This is a genomic window from Kaistella polysaccharea (assembly GCF_020410745.1).
GTDB classification, from domain to species: domain Bacteria; phylum Bacteroidota; class Bacteroidia; order Flavobacteriales; family Weeksellaceae; genus Kaistella; species Kaistella polysaccharea.
The window spans coordinates 461,510-478,275 of the sequence record NZ_CP084528.1 but is presented as its reverse complement, the minus strand read 5'-3'; the positions used below and the strand labels follow the sequence as shown (position 1 = coordinate 478,275).

Genomic DNA, 16,766 nt, shown 5'->3' with positions numbered 1-16,766 from the left:
AAAAGTTTTAGAGCTTCGTGTTATTTACGATCGCACCAAAAATGTTTTTTAATTCTGTACTTTCAGCAAGTAAGTCATCCAATTCTTGATTTTGTTTTTCATCGAGTGCTTTAATTACTCTCAACCAATAGTTGGATTCTCTTGATTCTCGTAAAGAAATTTTAACCTTATTTTTAAAATCTGCTTTGGAAGATCCAGCTTGAGATTCTTCATAATTAGCACCAATTGAAGTTGCAGATTTCCCCAATTGATATCTGATTAATCTATATTCAGAATCATTTGGAAGTTTTCTTAAAAACTTAAGACAATTAATTCCAGACCAAAAGGTTCGCTCTAATAAATCATTCTTTTTCATTATAAAAAATTTTGACCGATTAAAATAAACCTTTCGAAATTAAAAAATAATCTTGTTTCCAAGTATCCTTTTTGCTTTTACCTGGCTCTTTTATTTAATTAGATGATCAACATGGCGTCACCGTAAGAATAGAATTTATATTTATGCTTAATGGCTTCTGCGTAAGCTTCCATTAGGAAATCTTTTCCTGCAAATGCTGCAACCATCATCATTAAAGTAGATTTTGGCATGTGGAAATTGGTGATCATACAGTTTGCAACACCGAAGTCGTGCGGAGGAAAAATAAATTTATTCGTCCAGCCGTGATACGGTCCAATTTTTCGGTTAGAAGAAACTGATGTTTCAATCGTTCTCATGGTTGTAGTTCCTACAGCACACACTCTTCTGCCTTCTGCTACAGCTTTGTTGATGATATCTGCGTTTTTCTGATCGATAATGGCTTCCTCAGATTCCATTTTATGTTTTGACAAATCTTCAACTTCGATTGGATTGAAAGTACCTAAACCAACGTGAAGTGTAATTTCTGCAAAATCGATTCCTTTGATTTCTAATTTTTTCATGAGATGTCTGGAGAAATGCAAACCTGCTGTTGGAGCCGCAACGGCACCTTCATGTTTTGCATAAATCGTTTGGTAACGTTCAGCATCTTCGGGCTCAACTTCTCTTTTGAAATATTTCGGTAGTGGAGTTTCACCCAATTCTTTCAATTTCGTACGGAATTCTTCATAAGAACCATCGTATAAAAATCTTAAAGTTCTACCTCTTGAAGTCGTATTATCGATTACTTCTGCAACCAAACCTTCATCTTCGGTGAAAAATAATTTATTTCCGATTCTGATTTTTCTTGCTGGATCTACCAATACGTCCCAAACGCGGGTTTCTTTATCCAATTCTCTTAATAAGAAAACTTCGATTTTTGCACCGGTTTTTTCTTTGTTTCCGTACAATCTTGCAGGGAATACTTTGGTATTGTTGAAGATAAAGAGATCTTTCTCATCGAAATAATCTACGACATCTTTGAATAGTTTATGTTCTATAGTTTGCGTCTTGCGGTTAAGAACCATCAATTTAGCATCGTCTCTATGTACGGATGGATGTTCTGCTAAAAGTTCTTCTGGAAGATCAAAGTCAAAATGGGATGTTTTCATTCTTTTTAAATTACGGTTTAAAAATTAAGTCCGAACCTGTGAAATTTCGGTCTGCAAATATACGACATTGAAAAGGCAAAGTCAAGTAAATGCGCTCTTTAATACTATTGAGGGTTATTTAAGAATTTTTAAGGATATTTAAAATGAAAATAAAACGTTTACCCATCTAAAATAATTTAGAAAGTTAGCTGACTTACAATTCTGTTTTTTCACCAACCACGATTTTGAAACTAACATTCTTATACTCTGTCAGCTTAGTTTCGTACTGATAGTTCTTATTTTTTGCTACAGTTTTTGAAACGATATAATTACCTGCATTTGAAATAGGATTGTTGTCATTTCTAGAAATATGACACACTTCTGATCCGTATATTGGCATCAAATTTTTATTGGCATTCGCTAAAGTGATGGTACATTCAGCTATTGGATTATTGGATCTCTTAGAAGGATAAACTTTTAAAGCGATAATCTTGGGTATATTGGGTGAAATTTCAGAAAATTCATATCGGTAATTTTTGGGAGCTTTAATTTTTTCCATTTTAGAACTGGTGATATAATTAAATTGAAACTGAATTTCTCCCGAAACTTTTGATTCTATAACATCAAAATCATGGGCTAAATTTCTTTGACTATCATAAATTGTTGCTGTGAAATCTGAGTCCGTTTTTCTTAACCTTAACACATAAGAAAAATCATCTGAATTATGATAACTCACAAAATCGTAGGTGGATTTATTTTTAAAATTTTCCATGGAATACTTTGTTAAAAAATCGAATTCATAAGTTTGGCTAAAACTTCTACTAAAAAGCAACAATAAAAAGAGCACATAAATTTTTGTCATTGAGAATATTTTATGAATTTATAGTATACCATTTCCTTTAAAATAAAAGAGAGATCTTAAACAAATATATAATTTTACGAATAAAAATCTGAATGGAATGATAAATGCAGAGGACTAAAAAAATTGAAATATGAAAAAATTAATTCTTCTTAGCAGTGTACTGACAATGTTCTTTGTAATGAGCTGCCGTGAAATCGTAAACTCAGTATTGGAAGTTTTGCCTCCCTTTGAGGTTCCTTTCAGTTCCCAGATTGAAGTTCCCTTCGCGACGGTAAGTACAACTTCTTACACGAAAGCGCCGGAAATCCATATGGATATTAATCTTAACAATGAAATTAAGGCTAACAATCCCAATTTTTCAATTGTAAATTTAAAGTCTGTAAAATTGAGCAAACTGAGCGTGAGTTACGTAAGTTCCACTTTGGGAAACAAACTAGATGTCATTAAAAATGCGCGGATTTATATTAAAGGCAGTAATCTTCAAGACAAACTCATCGCGACTGCAGAAAATAATACGGATCCTAATGAAATTATTTTCACGACTACAGATGCGGAAATCGCAGAATATTTCCGAAGCGATAGAAACTCGCTAATAATAGAAATTCAGGGAAATAAAGTAAGCGCCGATCAAATCAAAATGAAAATAAATGCAGGTTTTAAAGTTAAAGCGGAACTTTAATTTATAGAAGCTTAAACGCTAAAAATAAAATATCTGGCGGCTGATTCATTAGACAAATTCAAATTTAAAAATTACAAAAAAAAAGAAGTTCAGAATAATCTGAACTTCTTTTTGTTAAAATGTTTCCTTCAACCAGGAGAAAAATTCACGTTGCCAGACCAGGCCATTCTGTGGATGTAAAACCCAGTGATTTTCATTCGGGAAATAAAGAAATTTAGATTTTAAACCTTTCAACTGTGCCGCCTGAAAAGCTTCCTGACCTTGCTCATAAGGAACGCGATAATCTATTCCACCTTGAATGATCATTATTGGAGTGTTCCATTTATTAACGTATTGTGATGGATCGAACACGGTGTAGGCTTTCGGCGTTGGGATATCGTAAGGAGAGCCACCCAAATCCCATTTCGCGAACCACAATTCTTCGGTCGTTAAATACCAGGATTTCATATCGAAAAGTCCGTCATGAGCGATAAATGTTTTGAAACGGTTTTCATGAATTCCTGCCAACATAAATACACTATAACCACCATAACTCGCACCTACAGCGCCCATTCGGTCACCATCTACGTAAGGCAATGTTTTGGCAAAATCAGCAGCAGAAAGGTAATCTCTCATCGGTTGGCCGCCCCAATCTTTGGAAATATCCTCGTTCCATTTCGTGCCCCAACCCGGCATTCCTCGGCGGTTTGGTGCAACGATAATATAATCGTTTGCTGCCATCAAAGCAAAATTCCATCTCGTGCTAAAAAACTGGGTGAGCGCAGATTGCGGACCACCTTGACAATACAGTAAGGTTGGATATTTTTTCGCCGGATCAAAATTCGGTGGGTAAATAAACCACACGCCCATTTCTTTACCATCTGTAGTTTTCACCATTTTCAGCTCGGTTTTCGACGGCGTCAAATTTTCGTAGTTCTTTTTATTCACCTCAGTCACTTGCGTCATTGTTCCTTTTCTGAGATCAACTTTAAATAAATCAGCATTGTGATTCATGTCGGTTCGGGAAACCAATAAAGTGTTTTTATCCTGGGCGTAAATATCATTCACATCGAAATTACCACTGGTGATCTGATTAACTCTAGCTGTTTTTGGATTTAAAGAGAAAAGTTGATTGGTGCCTCTCCACGCCGTTGTAAAGAAAATATTTTTGGAGTCCTTTGCCCAGAAAAAAGATCCAGCAACACTTTCGTCCCACTTTGAAGTAAGATTAGAAACTTTGCCCGTTTTCCATTCCAAAATTTTAATATCGTTTTTATCGGCTTCATAACCTTCCCGCTCCATCGATAACCAGGAAAGATATTTTCCGTCTGGCGAAAACTTTGGTGAAACATCATAACCTTTATTACTTTCGGTAACATTTTTTACTGCTCCGGAAGATAAATTATAAGCAAAAATATCAGTATTGGTTGAAGTTGCATACTCTTTTCCACTCAGTGGTTTTGTTACATAAAGCAATTGTGTAGAATCAGGACTCCAGACAAAATCTTCACTGCCACCAAATGGTCTTTGGGGCGAATCATACGGTTTCCCTTCCAATAAATCTTTGGCTGAATCAACCGGTTCAGAAACATTGACTACAAAAACGTGATTGTATTTTCCTTCGCTGAAATAGTCCCAGTGTCGGTGATTAAGATCGGTATAAATTTGAGCAGTTGTTTTCGGCACGTCGTCGTACTTCTCTTTGCCCATCACTTTTTCGATTAAAACTTCTTTGCTGAAGGCGATTTTTTTACCATCGGGAGAAATCACAATATTATCAACTTTACCAATCGTATAAAATTCAGCCCATGTTTTTCCAGCATCTTTAGAAATATAAAGCTTTTCACCTTCCTGCGCATAAATACCGTTATCGTCCCACTGAATTAAAGACTTTTTACCCAAATCAAGAACTGTGGCTTCAGAATTTTTGATATTGAAAAAGTAATTCTTCTTGTTGGTTTTTTCAGTTTTCAGATCGGTTTTACCAATACTATAAATTAAAGCGTTTTGGTCAGGTGATACTGCAGAAACTCCAATTTTATTCAAAGTCCAAAGAATTTCAGGAGTCATAACATGCTGTGCATTCATAAGAAATGGTGCTGCAAGAGCAATCAATGTATTTTTTATTTTCATTAGAAATTTATTTTGAGTCGTACAAATATAGAGAATTGTCCAGGAAATTAATTCGCTTCTTTATCCCTTAATTTAAGGAGAGAACTTATAAATTCATCGGGATTTTCGGGACTGATCATGTAATTTTTGCCTTTATTAAGCGTGATCTTCACTTGTTTTTGCGTATTCGTCACATACCAGGTATCGGTACCATTAAATAAACCAAAATAGCCAAATAATCCTCCAACGCCGAAAGTCCGAAAATTTAAACTGCGGTTGCGAAAAGCCTGGACTTCTGTAACATTATTAATGTCGATAAGAATAGAGCCGTATAAATTTTTTATTAAAATCTGGTCTTCAGAAAGTGCAATTCTTTTCGGAATAAAGCCATAAGCAACAATGATTCCGCCGTACATGATGATGATACTGAGGATGGAAATGGTAGGTTTAGGTGGTTGAAAGAAAAAAGAACTTATTGGAAAGAAAATCAAAAAAATAATCAAAATAATGGTGATGGTTTTTGTTTTGCCGTCCATTTTTGCTGTTTTAAATTCCTGCATTTGTAAGGTTTTAATAATTTATTACATTATCGGCCGGCGTGTAATCCATGAAAATTCCACCATCGATTTTTATCGATTTTACTTTCGTGCTGATTTCAAATTTTGTCTGATAGAATGGCCCATTTTTCCAGATTTCAGGCGACAAATGCTTGGTATCAAAACTACCATCTTCATACGTAATCTTAAGATCCGAAGGTATTGCAAATCCACCAACATTTTGAAGAGATAAATTGATATCATCATCTGATATTTCAGCGGAAGATATTTTTAAATCCAGATAATGATTACTGAAAAACCAGTTGTTCCAGAACCAATTTAAATTTTGACCACTACCAAAATTCATGCTGTAGAAAAAATCCCAAGGCGTTGGATGTTTTCCTTTCCAAGAATTCATATAATAATGAAGCGATTTTTTAAAAACTTCATCACCAAGCAAATCTTTCAGAGCCAAATAAGCGAGCGCTGGTTTAATGTACGCATTGCTGCCATAACCCATTCCAGACAATTGACTGCTCATGGAAATTATAGGTTGATCCTCTTCTGCCGAAGTGTCACTGGTATATCTTTTTACACGAAAATCGGTAAACATTTTATCATTAAAAGCTTTCCCATTTTCAGCTTCGCCAATCAAATATTCGAAGGCAGTGACCCAACCTTCATCCATAAAGGCGTACCGCGTTTCGTTGGTTCCCATCATAAAAGGGAAATAAGTGTGTGCGATTTCGTGATCTACGGTTTGTCGGGAATCTGCAAAATTATCGGGTATTGCCGTATCGTTCACCATCATGGCGTATTCCATATCTGCGTACCCTTGAAACGCCGTCATGGTTGGGAAGGGATATTCAATTCCAGGCCAGTGTGTGGAAAACCAGTGAATGCTGTAATTTTCCCATTCTACATATTTTTCAAAATCCGCAGTTCCAGCATTATAAGCTGCCTGAGTGCTGACTCTTTTTGTTGGTAAAAGTATGCTTGACGCATCCCAACTATAGGATGAACTAAGACCAAATGTAAAATCGCTTATATTTTGTGCTGTAAACTTCCAGGTATTGAAAGGTTTTTGTTGCGTGACTTTATTGTTATTGACTTCGTCTTTCGTGGCGACATGAACGACTTGGTCTGAAGTCAGCGAAAATTTAAACTTTTCCAGAATTTTAGGTTGCAAAACTTCTTCAGGATTTTGAAAAATACCCGTTGCGTAAACAATGAAATTTTTCGGAGCCGTGATGGATACCTCGTAATTATTAAAATCATTATAAAATTCCTGCCGTCCGTTATGTGGTAATTTGTCCCAGCCGTTATAATCGTCATAGACCGAAATTCGCGGATATGCGTAAGCACAGAAAAAGGTCTTATCATCAATTTGGCCTTCTCTTCCACTTTCTTTTGATAAAGGAAACTCCCACTCTATTTTTATAATATTGGTTGATTTGGCCAGAAGCGGATTCTTTAATTTCAATTCATAAAAGGTCTCCCAAAATTTAGAATTGATGTCGTATTTATCGCCATTTATAGAAAGTGATTTTATCAGTAAACCTTCACTTAAAAACTCCGGAGAAACTTTTGCAGCACGTGGGGAAGTTGGTTTATGAACATTATTTACAAATCTCAGAACCATTGTTTTTAAGACATCCGGAGCGTTATTTCGATACTGGATCGTCTCATTTCCAGAAACGATTTTTTTATTAGTATCAATATGAAAGTTAATGGAATAATCTCCACCATTCTGCCAGTAATTTGCACCAGGCTTTCCATCCAGGGAGCGTGTTTTATTATTATAGGCTTCAACAATATTCCTAGGAATGTATAATTCCTGCGCAAATAGTAAACTGCTCAACATTAAAAAGACAGCGCTAAAAACTGCACTTCTACAAAATCTTGGACAGCCTAAAAACGCCATAAGTATACTAATTAATGATTTGAAATTTACTGAATTACATAATTATTTCCCCGGAGAAATAATACTGCTAAGCAAAGAAGTTATCAATGAAAGTGCAATACTGAAAATAAATGCCCAGCCAAAACCGTCAATCGACATTCCTGAAACAAATTTTGCCGCCAATAAAACAACCAATGCATTAATGACCAATGAAAAAAGACCGAGCGTAAGAATCGTTAACGGCAACCCTAAAATCTTCAGAATTGGAGTTACAATTAAATTCAAAAGTCCTAAAATAAGGGCAAAAATTAACGCTGTAGAAAATCCGTCGATATGGACTCCGGTTAAAACTTTGGTAAGAAGAAACGCGACGATTGCGGTTACGAGTAATCTGATAATTAAGTTCATAATTCTGTATTTTTTATAAAAATATAAAATATTTATGATTTATCACGATGGAAGGCTCTTTTTCTTTTCCGCGCTGTCAGGCACTATTATCATTGAAATTTTATTATCTTCATCCGAAATTTATTTTCAATGAAGAATTATGCTAAGTTATTGATGGTTTCAACCGTTTTTGCAATCAGCTTAAACGCGCAGACCAAAGACCAAATGGTACAATCCATCATGGATGAAACGTACAAAAATTCACAGCTGGAAACGCTGGCGTATGAACTGATGGATGGGATTGGTCCCCGATTAGTCGGCAGTCCAAAAATGCAGCAGGCGCATGAATGGGCGGTGAAACGTTTTGAAAACTGGGGAATTGCGGCGAAAAACGAAAAATGGGGCGATTGGAAATCCTGGGAAAGAGGAACATCGACGATTGAAATGGTTTATCCTTATGTACAATCAATTGAAGGAATGCAGTTGGCATTTAGTCCTGCCACATCAACCAAAGGCCTTACTGCAGATGTAGTGATGCTGCCTATTTTTAAAAATAAAGAAGAATTCAACCAATGGTTACCGAAAGTGAAAGGTAAATTGGTCATGGTTTCCCAATATCAACCCAGCGGTAGACCCGATTATAACTGGAAAGAATATGCCACGCCGGAATCATTTGAAAAAATGAAAAAGGAATCTGCAGAGGCTGCTGAAGAGTGGAGAAAATCAATCGCTACCACTGGAGAAACTTCCCGAACTTTAAATGCGAAATTAGAAAATGCTGGTGCTGCGGGAATTCTGTCGTCTTATTGGTCCCGTGGATTTGGAGTGAATAAAATTTTTGCTGCCGGCACAAAAAAGATCCCCGTTTTTGATGTTTCTCTGGAAGCGTACGGTCAGTTATACAGAATGATTCAGCACGCTACAACGCCAAAATTAAAAGTGAATGCACAATCAAAAGATAAAGGTTCTGCTCCTACTTTCAATACCGTAGCTGAAATCAAAGGTTCCGAAAAACCGAATGAATATGTGATTCTTTCAGCCCATTTGGATTCTTGGGACGGTGGAACTGGCGCTACAGACAACGGTACAGGAACCATTACAATGATGGAAGTAGCCCGAATTTTGAAAAAATATTATCCAAATCCGAAGCGAACAATTATCGTAGGACTTTGGGGAAGTGAAGAACAGGGGTTGAATGGATCGCGTGCCTACGTTTCGGCGCACAAAGATCAAATGCCAAATGTGCAAGCTGTTTTTAATCAGGACAATGGAACGGGAAGAATTGCAAATATCAGCGGCCAAGGTTTTTTAAATTCCTATGATTATATGGGAAGATGGCTACGCGCTGTTCCAAAAGAACTTACTAAAGATATAGAGACTTCTTATCCAGGCTTTCCTAGCGGCGGAGGATCTGACCATTCTTCTTTTGTTTCAGCAGGTGTTCCAGCTTTTAGTATGAGTTCTCTCAGCTGGAGTTATGGCAATTATACGTGGCACACGAATCGAGATACTTATGACAAAATAGTATTTGATGATGTAAAAAGCAATGTGGCAACAATCGCCATCTTAACTTATATGGCAAGTGAAGATCCAGAAAAAGCATCGGCTGAAAAAATAAAACTTCCACTTGACCGAAATGGTGAACCCATGAAATGGCCGGAAGTTAAAGAACCCACTCGTAATGGTGGCTTTGATTAGGACGTATTTTTAGGAAGAAAAAATATAAACCGTTACTGATAATTAGGTATTTATCTAACAATCAGTAACGGTTTTTTTATTTAGTTTTGATGAATACCAGCTCAAATTTAAACTAATAATTCGGCTTAATTTAAAATAATAGTTCTAAAAGACATTCAAATATTACTTTTTTTCAGCGAAGTAATGCAGTATGGTTAATAATTTGATGTGCTTAAAAAATGCAAAATCAAAACTACAAAAACCATCGAAAATTCTATCCACCGCACCATTTTATCTTTCTGCCCATTCTCGGATTTTTATTTATTTTAGGTATTCGTAAGATCTTAACTGATGAATCCAACGAGTTAATCTGGACCTTATTTTCAGTTATTATTTTTCTTTTTATTTATTTAACATTAATGCTTAGGCAGCACTACGCGTTGGGAAATCAGGATCGAATTATACGCCTTGAATTTAAACAGAGGTATTTTGAAATCTTTGGAAAAAGATCTGATGATGTCGAAAACAAACTTTCTTTCGGTCAGATCGCAGCACTTCGATTCGCATATGATGATGAATTTTCTATTCTTTTAGAAAAGGCACTTACCGAAAATATAAGCGGAGATGAGATCAAAAAATCAATAACCAACTGGCGTCCCGATCACCAGAGAGTTTAATTTAAAACATTATAAACATTAAAATTTTAACATTATGAAAAAGTTCACCTTTCTAACATTAGCTATTTTTGCACTATTTACATTAACTGGATGTGATGCCATTGGTACCATTTTTAAAGCCGGTATGTGGTGGGCATTCTTTTTAATAGGTGCAGTTATCGCCGTAATTATCTGGTTATTTACCCGGGGTAAAAATTAGCAAATGAACACAGATATTCCCAGCGTAGATCTCATCGCGAAAATAAGTCCGGCAAAAATTATTAAAATCATGAAGGACCCAGTAAAATCTGCAAAAGCAGTAAAACTGGTTTATACAAATGATAGTGAAATTGACGGTATTTTGCGCAAGAAAAGAGGAAAGAATTTTTTTTATTTTCTGGGAGATGAACGCATTAAAGACAAGGAAGAATTGCAGCGAATTAAAAAGCTTGCAATTCCTCCTGCCTGGGAAGACGTGTGGATTTGTGCCTTACAAAACGGCCATTTACAAGCTACGGGAATTGATGCGAAAAGACGGAAACAATACCGCTATCATCCCGTTTGGAATGCTTTGAGAAATCATACAAAATTTTACCGAATGCTGCAATTCGGGGAAACATTACCTGTTATTCGCCTGCAACTGGAAAAGGATTTATCTCGTAGAAATCTAGATAAGAAGAAAGTTTTGGCGCTGGTTGTCAGTTTGATGGAACGCACCAATATTCGGATTGGAAATAATATATATGAAAAACTTTATGGATCATTTGGCCTGACGACTTTGAAGGACAAACATGTTGATATTACGGGACAGAAAATTAAATTTTCTTTCAAAGGTAAAAAAGGAATTTACCATGATATCGACCTCAAAAATCGAAAACTTGCAAAGGCGGTTAAAAACTGTCGCGACATTCCTGGTAAGGAATTATTTCAATATTACGATGAAGATGGGAAGCGCCATGCTATAGAAAGCGGAATGGTAAACGAATACATAAAAGAAATTAGTGGTGAAGATTTTACAGCAAAAGATTTCCGAACATGGTCTGGAACCGTAAATGCATTAATTGCCTTTAGAGAAATTGACGCTGCCACCGATCCTGAAGAAAAATTAACTCAGAAATCTAAAATAAAACAAGCGATAGAACTCGTGGCTTGTGAACTGGGAAATACGAGTACGGTGTGTAGAAAATACTATATTCATCCGCTCATGATTAATTTATATGAAAACAATTCCATCACTAAATACCTTGAAGAATTGGATGACCTTGAAGTTGATGACGGAAAATCTGGACTGACCAAAGAAGAACTTATCGTCATGAAAATTTTGAAAACAGAAAAACCAACCATTTAGAAGATTTCAGAAAAAACACCAAACTTCAATTTTTGAAAATATAAAATCTCTTTTAAAAAAGAGATTTTTTTTGGTTTTATGTGAAAGATCAGGAACTAAATGTTCTCCAACTCAATCCACGTCGGAACATGATCACTTGATTTTTCCCAGCCGCGAACTTCCTTATCTACTCCACCATTTTTTAAATGAGGTAAAATATCAGGAGAAAGCAGAAAATGATCGATCCGCATTCCGGCATTCCTTTCGTAGGCTTTTCTGAAATAATCGTAAAAAGTATAAATTGTTTCTTCGGGATAAAGATGGCGCAAACCATCGGTCCAACCTTGCGCAATTAAATTCTGAAAAGAAGTCCGAACTTCAGGTAGAAAAAGAGCGTCTTTTTTATATTTTTCCGGTTTATAAACATCATTCTCCGTTGGAATAATATTAAAATCTCCCGTGATGATGACCGGTTTTCCCGAACTTATTAAAAGTTCTGCCTGAGCATCCAGTCTTTCCAACCATCTCAATTTATAATCATATTTCTCACCGGGAGTTGGATTTCCGTTAGGTACGTAAACACAAACGATTGTTAAATCATTCATCTTCACTTCTAAGTAACGGCTTTGTTCGTCGGTTTCATCGCCTGGTAAGGCAGTTCTGACAACTGTTGCTTTTTGCGTTTTCGTTAAGATCGCAACTCCATTCCAACTTTTTTGTCCGACCCAAACAGCATGATAACCTGCTTCTAAAATTTCTGCTTCAGGGAATTTTTCTTGCGGAGCTTTCAATTCCTGCAAACAAACGACATCAGGTTTTTCTTCACTGAGCCATTTTATAAGAACCGGCAGTCGACCGTTTACTCCATTTACATTATAAGTTGCGATTTTCATGATTCGTATTTTATATAAAATTATTAAAAAAATCTTGATTTAAATTCCACTTAAAAAAGGTAGTCGAACGCGAATTAAATTTCATCTTTCTTACTATTAAATATCCTCTTTAACAGTTTATAGATTTCAAACCACATGACCGAAATAATTGCTGCAGAACCTGCCGTTAAAAGTTGGTTCAGATTCAATGAGTTCAACTTAAAGAATTGAGTAACCGGACCAACATACAGCATAATCATTAACATACCTAAGGTTCCTAAAGTAATATAAATTAAAAGATTGTTCTTATTCCTGAAACTTTCAAACATCGTATAGTAAAACGATCTGTTCGCAAAACTCAGTAAGATATTCGCGAAAATTAAAGTGGTAAAAACCATCGATCTCGTCATAACTTCATTACCTCCATTTCTATACGTTAACTGGTAAATGAACAGAACTCCGGCGGTAATCACTAATCCCTGAATAATACTGATGATCAATTCCCTCATCGTTAGGAAGGTTTCCGACATTGGCCGCGGTTTTTGCGTCATCGTATTCTTTTCCATCGGTTCATTTTCATAAACGATGGAACAGGTTGGACCCATCACCAATTCTAAAAATATAACGTGAACCGGCGTAAAAATTTGGGGAAAAGCCCAACCTAAAAATAAGGGCAAGGAAACCGTCAGAATAATTGGAATATGAATCGAAATAATATACTGAACTGCTTTTTTAATGTTGGTATAAATCCTACGTCCGGCCGCAATCGCAGTCACTAATTTTCCCAAATCATCATTTGTCAAAATAACTACTGCAGCGGCTTTTGCGATTTCAGTTCCTTTCTCGCCCATCGCAACTCCGATGTGTGCGGCTTTTAAGGCTGGTCCATCATTAACGCCATCGCCAAGCATGACTACTACTTCATTATTCTTTTTTAAAGCATTAATGACGCAAAGTTTTGCTTCCGGAAACATTCTGGTAAACAATACTTTTTGATCGACTACTTTCATTAATTCTTCTTCGCTCAGATGACTGATTTCAACACCATTAACTGGATTTGAAACTCCTCTAATTCCGGCTTGTAAAGCGATACTTTTTGTTGTTTGAGCATTATCTCCGGTGATTACTTTTATCTTAATTCCGGCTTCTTTAAATTTTCTAAAAACTTCGTCGATTCCTTTCTTTGGCGGATCGTAGAAAACCACCATTCCCAAAAATTCAAACTGAATATCCTGTTGTTTTTTTGGAAAATCATCTCCTTGAAAGTTTGATTTAGCAATTCCTAAAAGTCGATACCCTTGCTTTCCAAACTCATCAATTTCTTTTCTGATTTTAATCTGATCTTCTTCAGAAAGTTGACAAACATTAATGATGGCTTCAGGAGCACCTTTTGCCGCAATGATTCGTTCGCCTTTTTCATTTTTAAAAAGATGCGTCATCATCGGTGGTTTTCCATCTAATGGATATTCATGAAACATCTCAAATTCCGGACGAAGATCTACTTTTTGAGTTTCGCCGTAAACCTGATGAAGGGATTTTTCCATCGGGTCAAAAGGAACGGGCTCACTACTCCACATCGCATATTGGATCAGTTCTGTCACCGATTCGTCATTAAATTGCTGGTCATTAAAAACTTTGTCACCTCTAAAATCATAAACGGCTTTTAGATGCATGGAATTTTCCGTTATAGTTCCCGTTTTATCAGTGCAAATAACCGTGGCACTTCCTAAGGTTTCAACGATATTACTTTTTTTAATAATGATGCCGTCCCGCATTAATTTCCAGGCGCCGAGAGCCATGAAGGTTGTAAAAGCAACGGGAATTTCTTCAGGCAAAATCGACATTGCCAAAGTCAATCCATTTAATAAGGAATCAACAATATTTCGGGTATGGTAATAATTAACGGCACAAACTAAAAGGAAAACGGTGACTCCTATAATCGCCATGTATTTCAAAAACTGCTCAATCTGCTTTTGTAGAGGAGATTTTTCATCTTTTATGGCGGAAATAGATTCACCAATTTTACCAAGTTTGGTTTCTTTACCAATATGTTCGACTTCAAAAACAGCCAGACCAGAAACGGTGGAAGTTCCATTGTAAACCTGCCGATCTTCCGAAGTATTATCTTTAAAGACAGAAAAACTTTCACCCGTAAGTGAGGATTCATTCACAGAGAAATCATTGCTATGAACGATTTTTCCATCGGCATTGATCATTTTTCCTTCCTCAGTAATACACAGATCTCCAACTGCAATTTCGTGCGTAGGAATTTCTACAATCTTTGAATTTCTGATGACTCGGCTTAAAGGTTCGTTGAGTTTTTCTAATTCTTCCAGCGCTTTCTGACTTCTATTGTCCTGATAAAAAGAAATCCCGGAAACTAGAATTATCGCCGCCAACATGAAGAGTGCCTCACCGTAATTTCCAACAGCCAGATAAATAATTGCAATGATGATTAATAAAATCAACATCGGTTCGCGCAAGATGTCGAATAGCAATTTCAGCCAACTGCTTTTCTCAATTTGCTTCATTTGATTATAACCAAATTTCTGATGAGAGCGTTGAACTTCTTCGTCCGTTAAACCTTTTAAATGTTCGGGAATATGAAAAAACATACGTTGAATATTTGTCAACTAAAGATAATAAAAGTATTGCTCAATTCCGATTTAGGGACTGAAAATAAAAAAGGAAGAAAACCTCAATTTCCTTCCCTTTAAACTTTTAGTAAAAACGATTTCCTTTATGGATACGGTGCAATGGCAACTTCTAAACCGTCAATATCTTCTGTAATATGTATCTGACAGCCAAGTCTGCTGTTCTCCTGAACATAAAATGCTTCACTCAGCATCGCGTCTTCTTCAGCGCCCATTTCGGTCAGTTTATCTGAACCTTCCACCACATAAACCTGGCATGATGCACACATCGCCATTCCGCCACAAACACCAATTGTACCTTCTTCTGCCAATTCGTAAGACCGGATAACTTCCATCAAATTCATCGACATATCGGTGGGCGCAACCACTTCATGTAAATCTCCGTTTCGGTCAGTAATTTTGAGCGTAATGTCCTGCATTGTCTTGTACTTGATTCTTTTTACTTTTTACTTCCTCTTTATTAGTCAATTTTCATTACCACTGCTTTCTCTGCTTCCTTGCGACTTCCGTCAAAACCATCGATTCCGCTCACGGTGGTATATTTTAAGACGAACTTTTTACCAGGATTCAGCATGTTGTAAACACTTTGACACATCAATGTAGCTTCGTGAAAACCACATAAAATCAGTTTTAATTTCCCAGGATAGGTGTTAACATCTCCAATGGCGTAAACTCCAGGAATATTCGTTTGATAATCCAGAGCGTTATTTACAACAATTGCATTTTTTTCAATTTCTAAACCCCAATTGGCAATATCTCCCAATTTTGGAGTTAAACCAAAAAGTGGAATAAAATAATCGGTTTCGAGATCGAAAATTTCCCCTTCTTTTTCAATGGTGATGGCGCTCAGTTTTCCGTCGCCTTTCAAACCTCTTACTTCTGCCGGAGTCATCATGTGTATTTTTCCCTGATCTTTCAACGCCTGAACTTTTTCTACAGAATCCAATGCTCCACGGAATTCATTACGTCGATGAATCAAAGTTACTTCACTGGCGATATCTGCCAAGAAAATACTCCAGTCTAAAGCGGAGTCACCACCTCCAGCGATCACTACTTTTTTATTACGCAAATGCTCAGGTTCTTTTATAAAATACTCCACCCCATTTTCCTCATAAGCTGACAAGTTGTCCAGTACAGGTTTTCTCGGCTCAAAAGTTCCTAATCCGCCTGCAATCGCGACCGCTTTAGCATGATGTACAGTTCCTTTATTGGTGATGACTTCGAAAGTTCCGTCCTCAAGTTTGGTCAATGTTTGTGCGGTTTCGCCTAATGTAAAACCAGGCTGAAACTGCTTAATTTGTTCCATTAAATTATCAACCAATGCACCTGCATTTATTGCGGGGAATCCTGGAATATCAAAAATGGGTTTTTTAGGGTAAAGTTCAGTTAATTGACCACCTGGCTGCGGAAGAGCGTCGATGAGGTGACATTTTAATTTTAGTAAACCGGCTTCAAAAACTGTAAAAAGTCCCGTCGGACCAGCTCCTATAATCAATATATCAGTTGTAATCATTAAAAATTTTTTAGAGAATAATGGCACAAATTTACGAAAATTAAAAGAATCTTAAGCGCTGCATAAATGATTATTCTCATAGAGTTTCGTCCACATTTCTAAATTTCTGCAGTATGGCAAATAATTT

At 36.3% G+C, this 16,766-nt stretch carries 16 protein-coding genes; 5 read left to right on the top strand and 11 right to left on the bottom strand.

Annotated features, from left to right (window positions below; all coding sequences use genetic code 11):
* Positions 1-7: 7 nt before the first annotated feature.
* The 3 genes from LC814_RS02105 to LC814_RS02095 form a co-directional block, all read right to left on the bottom strand.
* A complete protein-coding gene (locus LC814_RS02105) occupies positions 8-355 on the bottom strand; it encodes a four helix bundle protein (protein WP_226064701.1) in 348 nt (115 codons plus the stop codon).
* Positions 356-453: 98 nt separating this feature from the next.
* Positions 454-1,503, bottom strand: a complete 1,050-nt coding sequence (gene queA, locus LC814_RS02100; RefSeq protein ID WP_226064700.1) for a tRNA preQ1(34) S-adenosylmethionine ribosyltransferase-isomerase QueA — start codon at positions 1,501-1,503, stop codon at positions 454-456.
* 193 nt (positions 1,504-1,696) lie between these two features.
* Positions 1,697-2,344, bottom strand: coding sequence for a hypothetical protein (locus LC814_RS02095; protein ID WP_226064699.1), 648 nt, complete (start codon positions 2,342-2,344; stop codon positions 1,697-1,699).
* A gap of 130 nt (positions 2,345-2,474) precedes the next feature.
* Between LC814_RS02095 and LC814_RS02090 the strand changes: the two genes are divergently transcribed.
* Positions 2,475-3,023 carry a hypothetical protein gene (locus tag LC814_RS02090; RefSeq protein WP_226064698.1) on the top strand — a complete coding sequence of 183 codons (549 nt, stop codon included), beginning with the start codon at positions 2,475-2,477 and terminating at the stop codon, positions 3,021-3,023.
* Between the two features lie 114 nt (positions 3,024-3,137).
* Here the strand turns inward: LC814_RS02090 and LC814_RS02085 are convergent, their stop codons facing one another.
* Genes LC814_RS02085 through LC814_RS02070 form a run of 4 tightly spaced genes read right to left on the bottom strand, consistent with a single transcriptional unit; the run spans position 3,138 to position 7,961 of the window.
* Positions 3,138-5,135: a S9 family peptidase gene (locus tag LC814_RS02085; RefSeq protein WP_226064697.1), complete on the bottom strand. Its 1,998-nt coding sequence runs from the start codon at positions 5,133-5,135 to the stop codon at positions 3,138-3,140.
* A gap of 47 nt (positions 5,136-5,182) precedes the next feature.
* A complete protein-coding gene (locus LC814_RS02080; RefSeq protein WP_226064696.1) occupies positions 5,183-5,674 on the bottom strand; it encodes a PH domain-containing protein in 492 nt (163 codons plus the stop codon).
* 10 nt (positions 5,675-5,684) lie between these two features.
* Positions 5,685-7,574 carry a M1 family metallopeptidase gene (locus LC814_RS02075; RefSeq protein WP_226064695.1) on the bottom strand — a complete coding sequence of 630 codons (1,890 nt, stop codon included), beginning with the start codon at positions 7,572-7,574 and terminating at the stop codon, positions 5,685-5,687.
* 42 nt (positions 7,575-7,616) lie between these two features.
* Entirely contained in the window at positions 7,617-7,961 is a 345-nt protein-coding gene (locus tag LC814_RS02070) for a phage holin family protein (RefSeq protein ID WP_226064694.1), read from the bottom strand.
* Positions 7,962-8,090: 129 nt separating this feature from the next.
* Between LC814_RS02070 and LC814_RS02065 the strand changes: the two genes are divergently transcribed.
* The 4 genes from LC814_RS02065 (at position 8,091) to LC814_RS02050 (ending at position 11,621) form a co-directional block, all read left to right on the top strand.
* Positions 8,091-9,638 (top strand): M20/M25/M40 family metallo-hydrolase, encoded by a 1,548-nt coding sequence (locus LC814_RS02065; protein WP_226064693.1) that lies wholly within the window; start codon positions 8,091-8,093, stop codon positions 9,636-9,638.
* A gap of 218 nt (positions 9,639-9,856) precedes the next feature.
* Positions 9,857-10,294, top strand: a complete 438-nt coding sequence (locus tag LC814_RS02060; RefSeq protein WP_226064692.1) for a DUF6526 family protein — start codon at positions 9,857-9,859, stop codon at positions 10,292-10,294.
* 34 nt (positions 10,295-10,328) lie between these two features.
* The gene (locus LC814_RS02055) at positions 10,329-10,493 is read left to right on the top strand and encodes a lipoprotein (protein WP_226064691.1); all 165 of its coding nucleotides are present in this window, start codon (positions 10,329-10,331) and stop codon (positions 10,491-10,493) included.
* A 3-nt stretch (positions 10,494-10,496) separates the two neighbouring features.
* Positions 10,497-11,621, top strand: a complete 1,125-nt coding sequence (locus tag LC814_RS02050) for a DNA topoisomerase IB (protein ID WP_226064690.1) — start codon at positions 10,497-10,499, stop codon at positions 11,619-11,621.
* 95 nt (positions 11,622-11,716) lie between these two features.
* Here the strand turns inward: LC814_RS02050 and xth are convergent, their stop codons facing one another.
* The 4 genes from xth to LC814_RS02030 form a co-directional block, all read right to left on the bottom strand.
* The gene (gene xth / locus LC814_RS02045; protein ID WP_226064689.1) at positions 11,717-12,493 is read right to left on the bottom strand and encodes an exodeoxyribonuclease III; all 777 of its coding nucleotides are present in this window, start codon (positions 12,491-12,493) and stop codon (positions 11,717-11,719) included.
* A 74-nt stretch (positions 12,494-12,567) separates the two neighbouring features.
* Positions 12,568-15,087 carry a cation-translocating P-type ATPase gene (locus LC814_RS02040; protein ID WP_226064688.1) on the bottom strand — a complete coding sequence of 840 codons (2,520 nt, stop codon included), beginning with the start codon at positions 15,085-15,087 and terminating at the stop codon, positions 12,568-12,570.
* Positions 15,088-15,212: 125 nt separating this feature from the next.
* On the bottom strand, positions 15,213-15,545 hold the full coding sequence (locus LC814_RS02035) for a 2Fe-2S iron-sulfur cluster-binding protein (RefSeq protein WP_226064687.1): 333 nt from the start codon (positions 15,543-15,545) through the stop codon (positions 15,213-15,215).
* Between the two features lie 41 nt (positions 15,546-15,586).
* Positions 15,587-16,639: an NAD(P)/FAD-dependent oxidoreductase gene (locus tag LC814_RS02030; RefSeq protein ID WP_226064686.1), complete on the bottom strand. Its 1,053-nt coding sequence runs from the start codon at positions 16,637-16,639 to the stop codon at positions 15,587-15,589.
* Positions 16,640-16,766 lie beyond the last annotated feature (127 nt).

Coding starts and splice junctions, on each gene's coding strand:
- LC814_RS02035 (WP_226064687.1), bottom strand. CDS start 15,545: ATGCAGGACATTACGCTCAAAATTACTGACCGAAACGGAGATTTACAT.
- LC814_RS02105 (WP_226064701.1), bottom strand. CDS start 355: ATGAAAAAGAATGATTTATTAGAGCGAACCTTTTGGTCTGGAATTAAT.
- queA (WP_226064700.1), bottom strand. CDS start 1,503: ATGAAAACATCCCATTTTGACTTTGATCTTCCAGAAGAACTTTTAGCA.
- LC814_RS02030 (WP_226064686.1), bottom strand. CDS start 16,639: ATGATTACAACTGATATATTGATTATAGGAGCTGGTCCGACGGGACTT.
- LC814_RS02070 (WP_226064694.1), bottom strand. CDS start 7,961: ATGAACTTAATTATCAGATTACTCGTAACCGCAATCGTCGCGTTTCTT.
- LC814_RS02095 (WP_226064699.1), bottom strand. CDS start 2,344: ATGACAAAAATTTATGTGCTCTTTTTATTGTTGCTTTTTAGTAGAAGT.
- LC814_RS02055 (WP_226064691.1), top strand. CDS start 10,329: ATGAAAAAGTTCACCTTTCTAACATTAGCTATTTTTGCACTATTTACA.
- LC814_RS02080 (WP_226064696.1), bottom strand. CDS start 5,674: ATGCAGGAATTTAAAACAGCAAAAATGGACGGCAAAACAAAAACCATC.
- LC814_RS02065 (WP_226064693.1), top strand. CDS start 8,091: ATGAAGAATTATGCTAAGTTATTGATGGTTTCAACCGTTTTTGCAATC.
- LC814_RS02050 (WP_226064690.1), top strand. CDS start 10,497: ATGAACACAGATATTCCCAGCGTAGATCTCATCGCGAAAATAAGTCCG.
- LC814_RS02075 (WP_226064695.1), bottom strand. CDS start 7,574: ATGGCGTTTTTAGGCTGTCCAAGATTTTGTAGAAGTGCAGTTTTTAGC.
- LC814_RS02090 (WP_226064698.1), top strand. CDS start 2,475: ATGAAAAAATTAATTCTTCTTAGCAGTGTACTGACAATGTTCTTTGTA.
- LC814_RS02040 (WP_226064688.1), bottom strand. CDS start 15,087: ATGTTTTTTCATATTCCCGAACATTTAAAAGGTTTAACGGACGAAGAA.
- LC814_RS02085 (WP_226064697.1), bottom strand. CDS start 5,135: ATGAAAATAAAAAATACATTGATTGCTCTTGCAGCACCATTTCTTATG.
- xth (WP_226064689.1), bottom strand. CDS start 12,493: ATGAAAATCGCAACTTATAATGTAAATGGAGTAAACGGTCGACTGCCG.
- LC814_RS02060 (WP_226064692.1), top strand. CDS start 9,857: ATGCAAAATCAAAACTACAAAAACCATCGAAAATTCTATCCACCGCAC.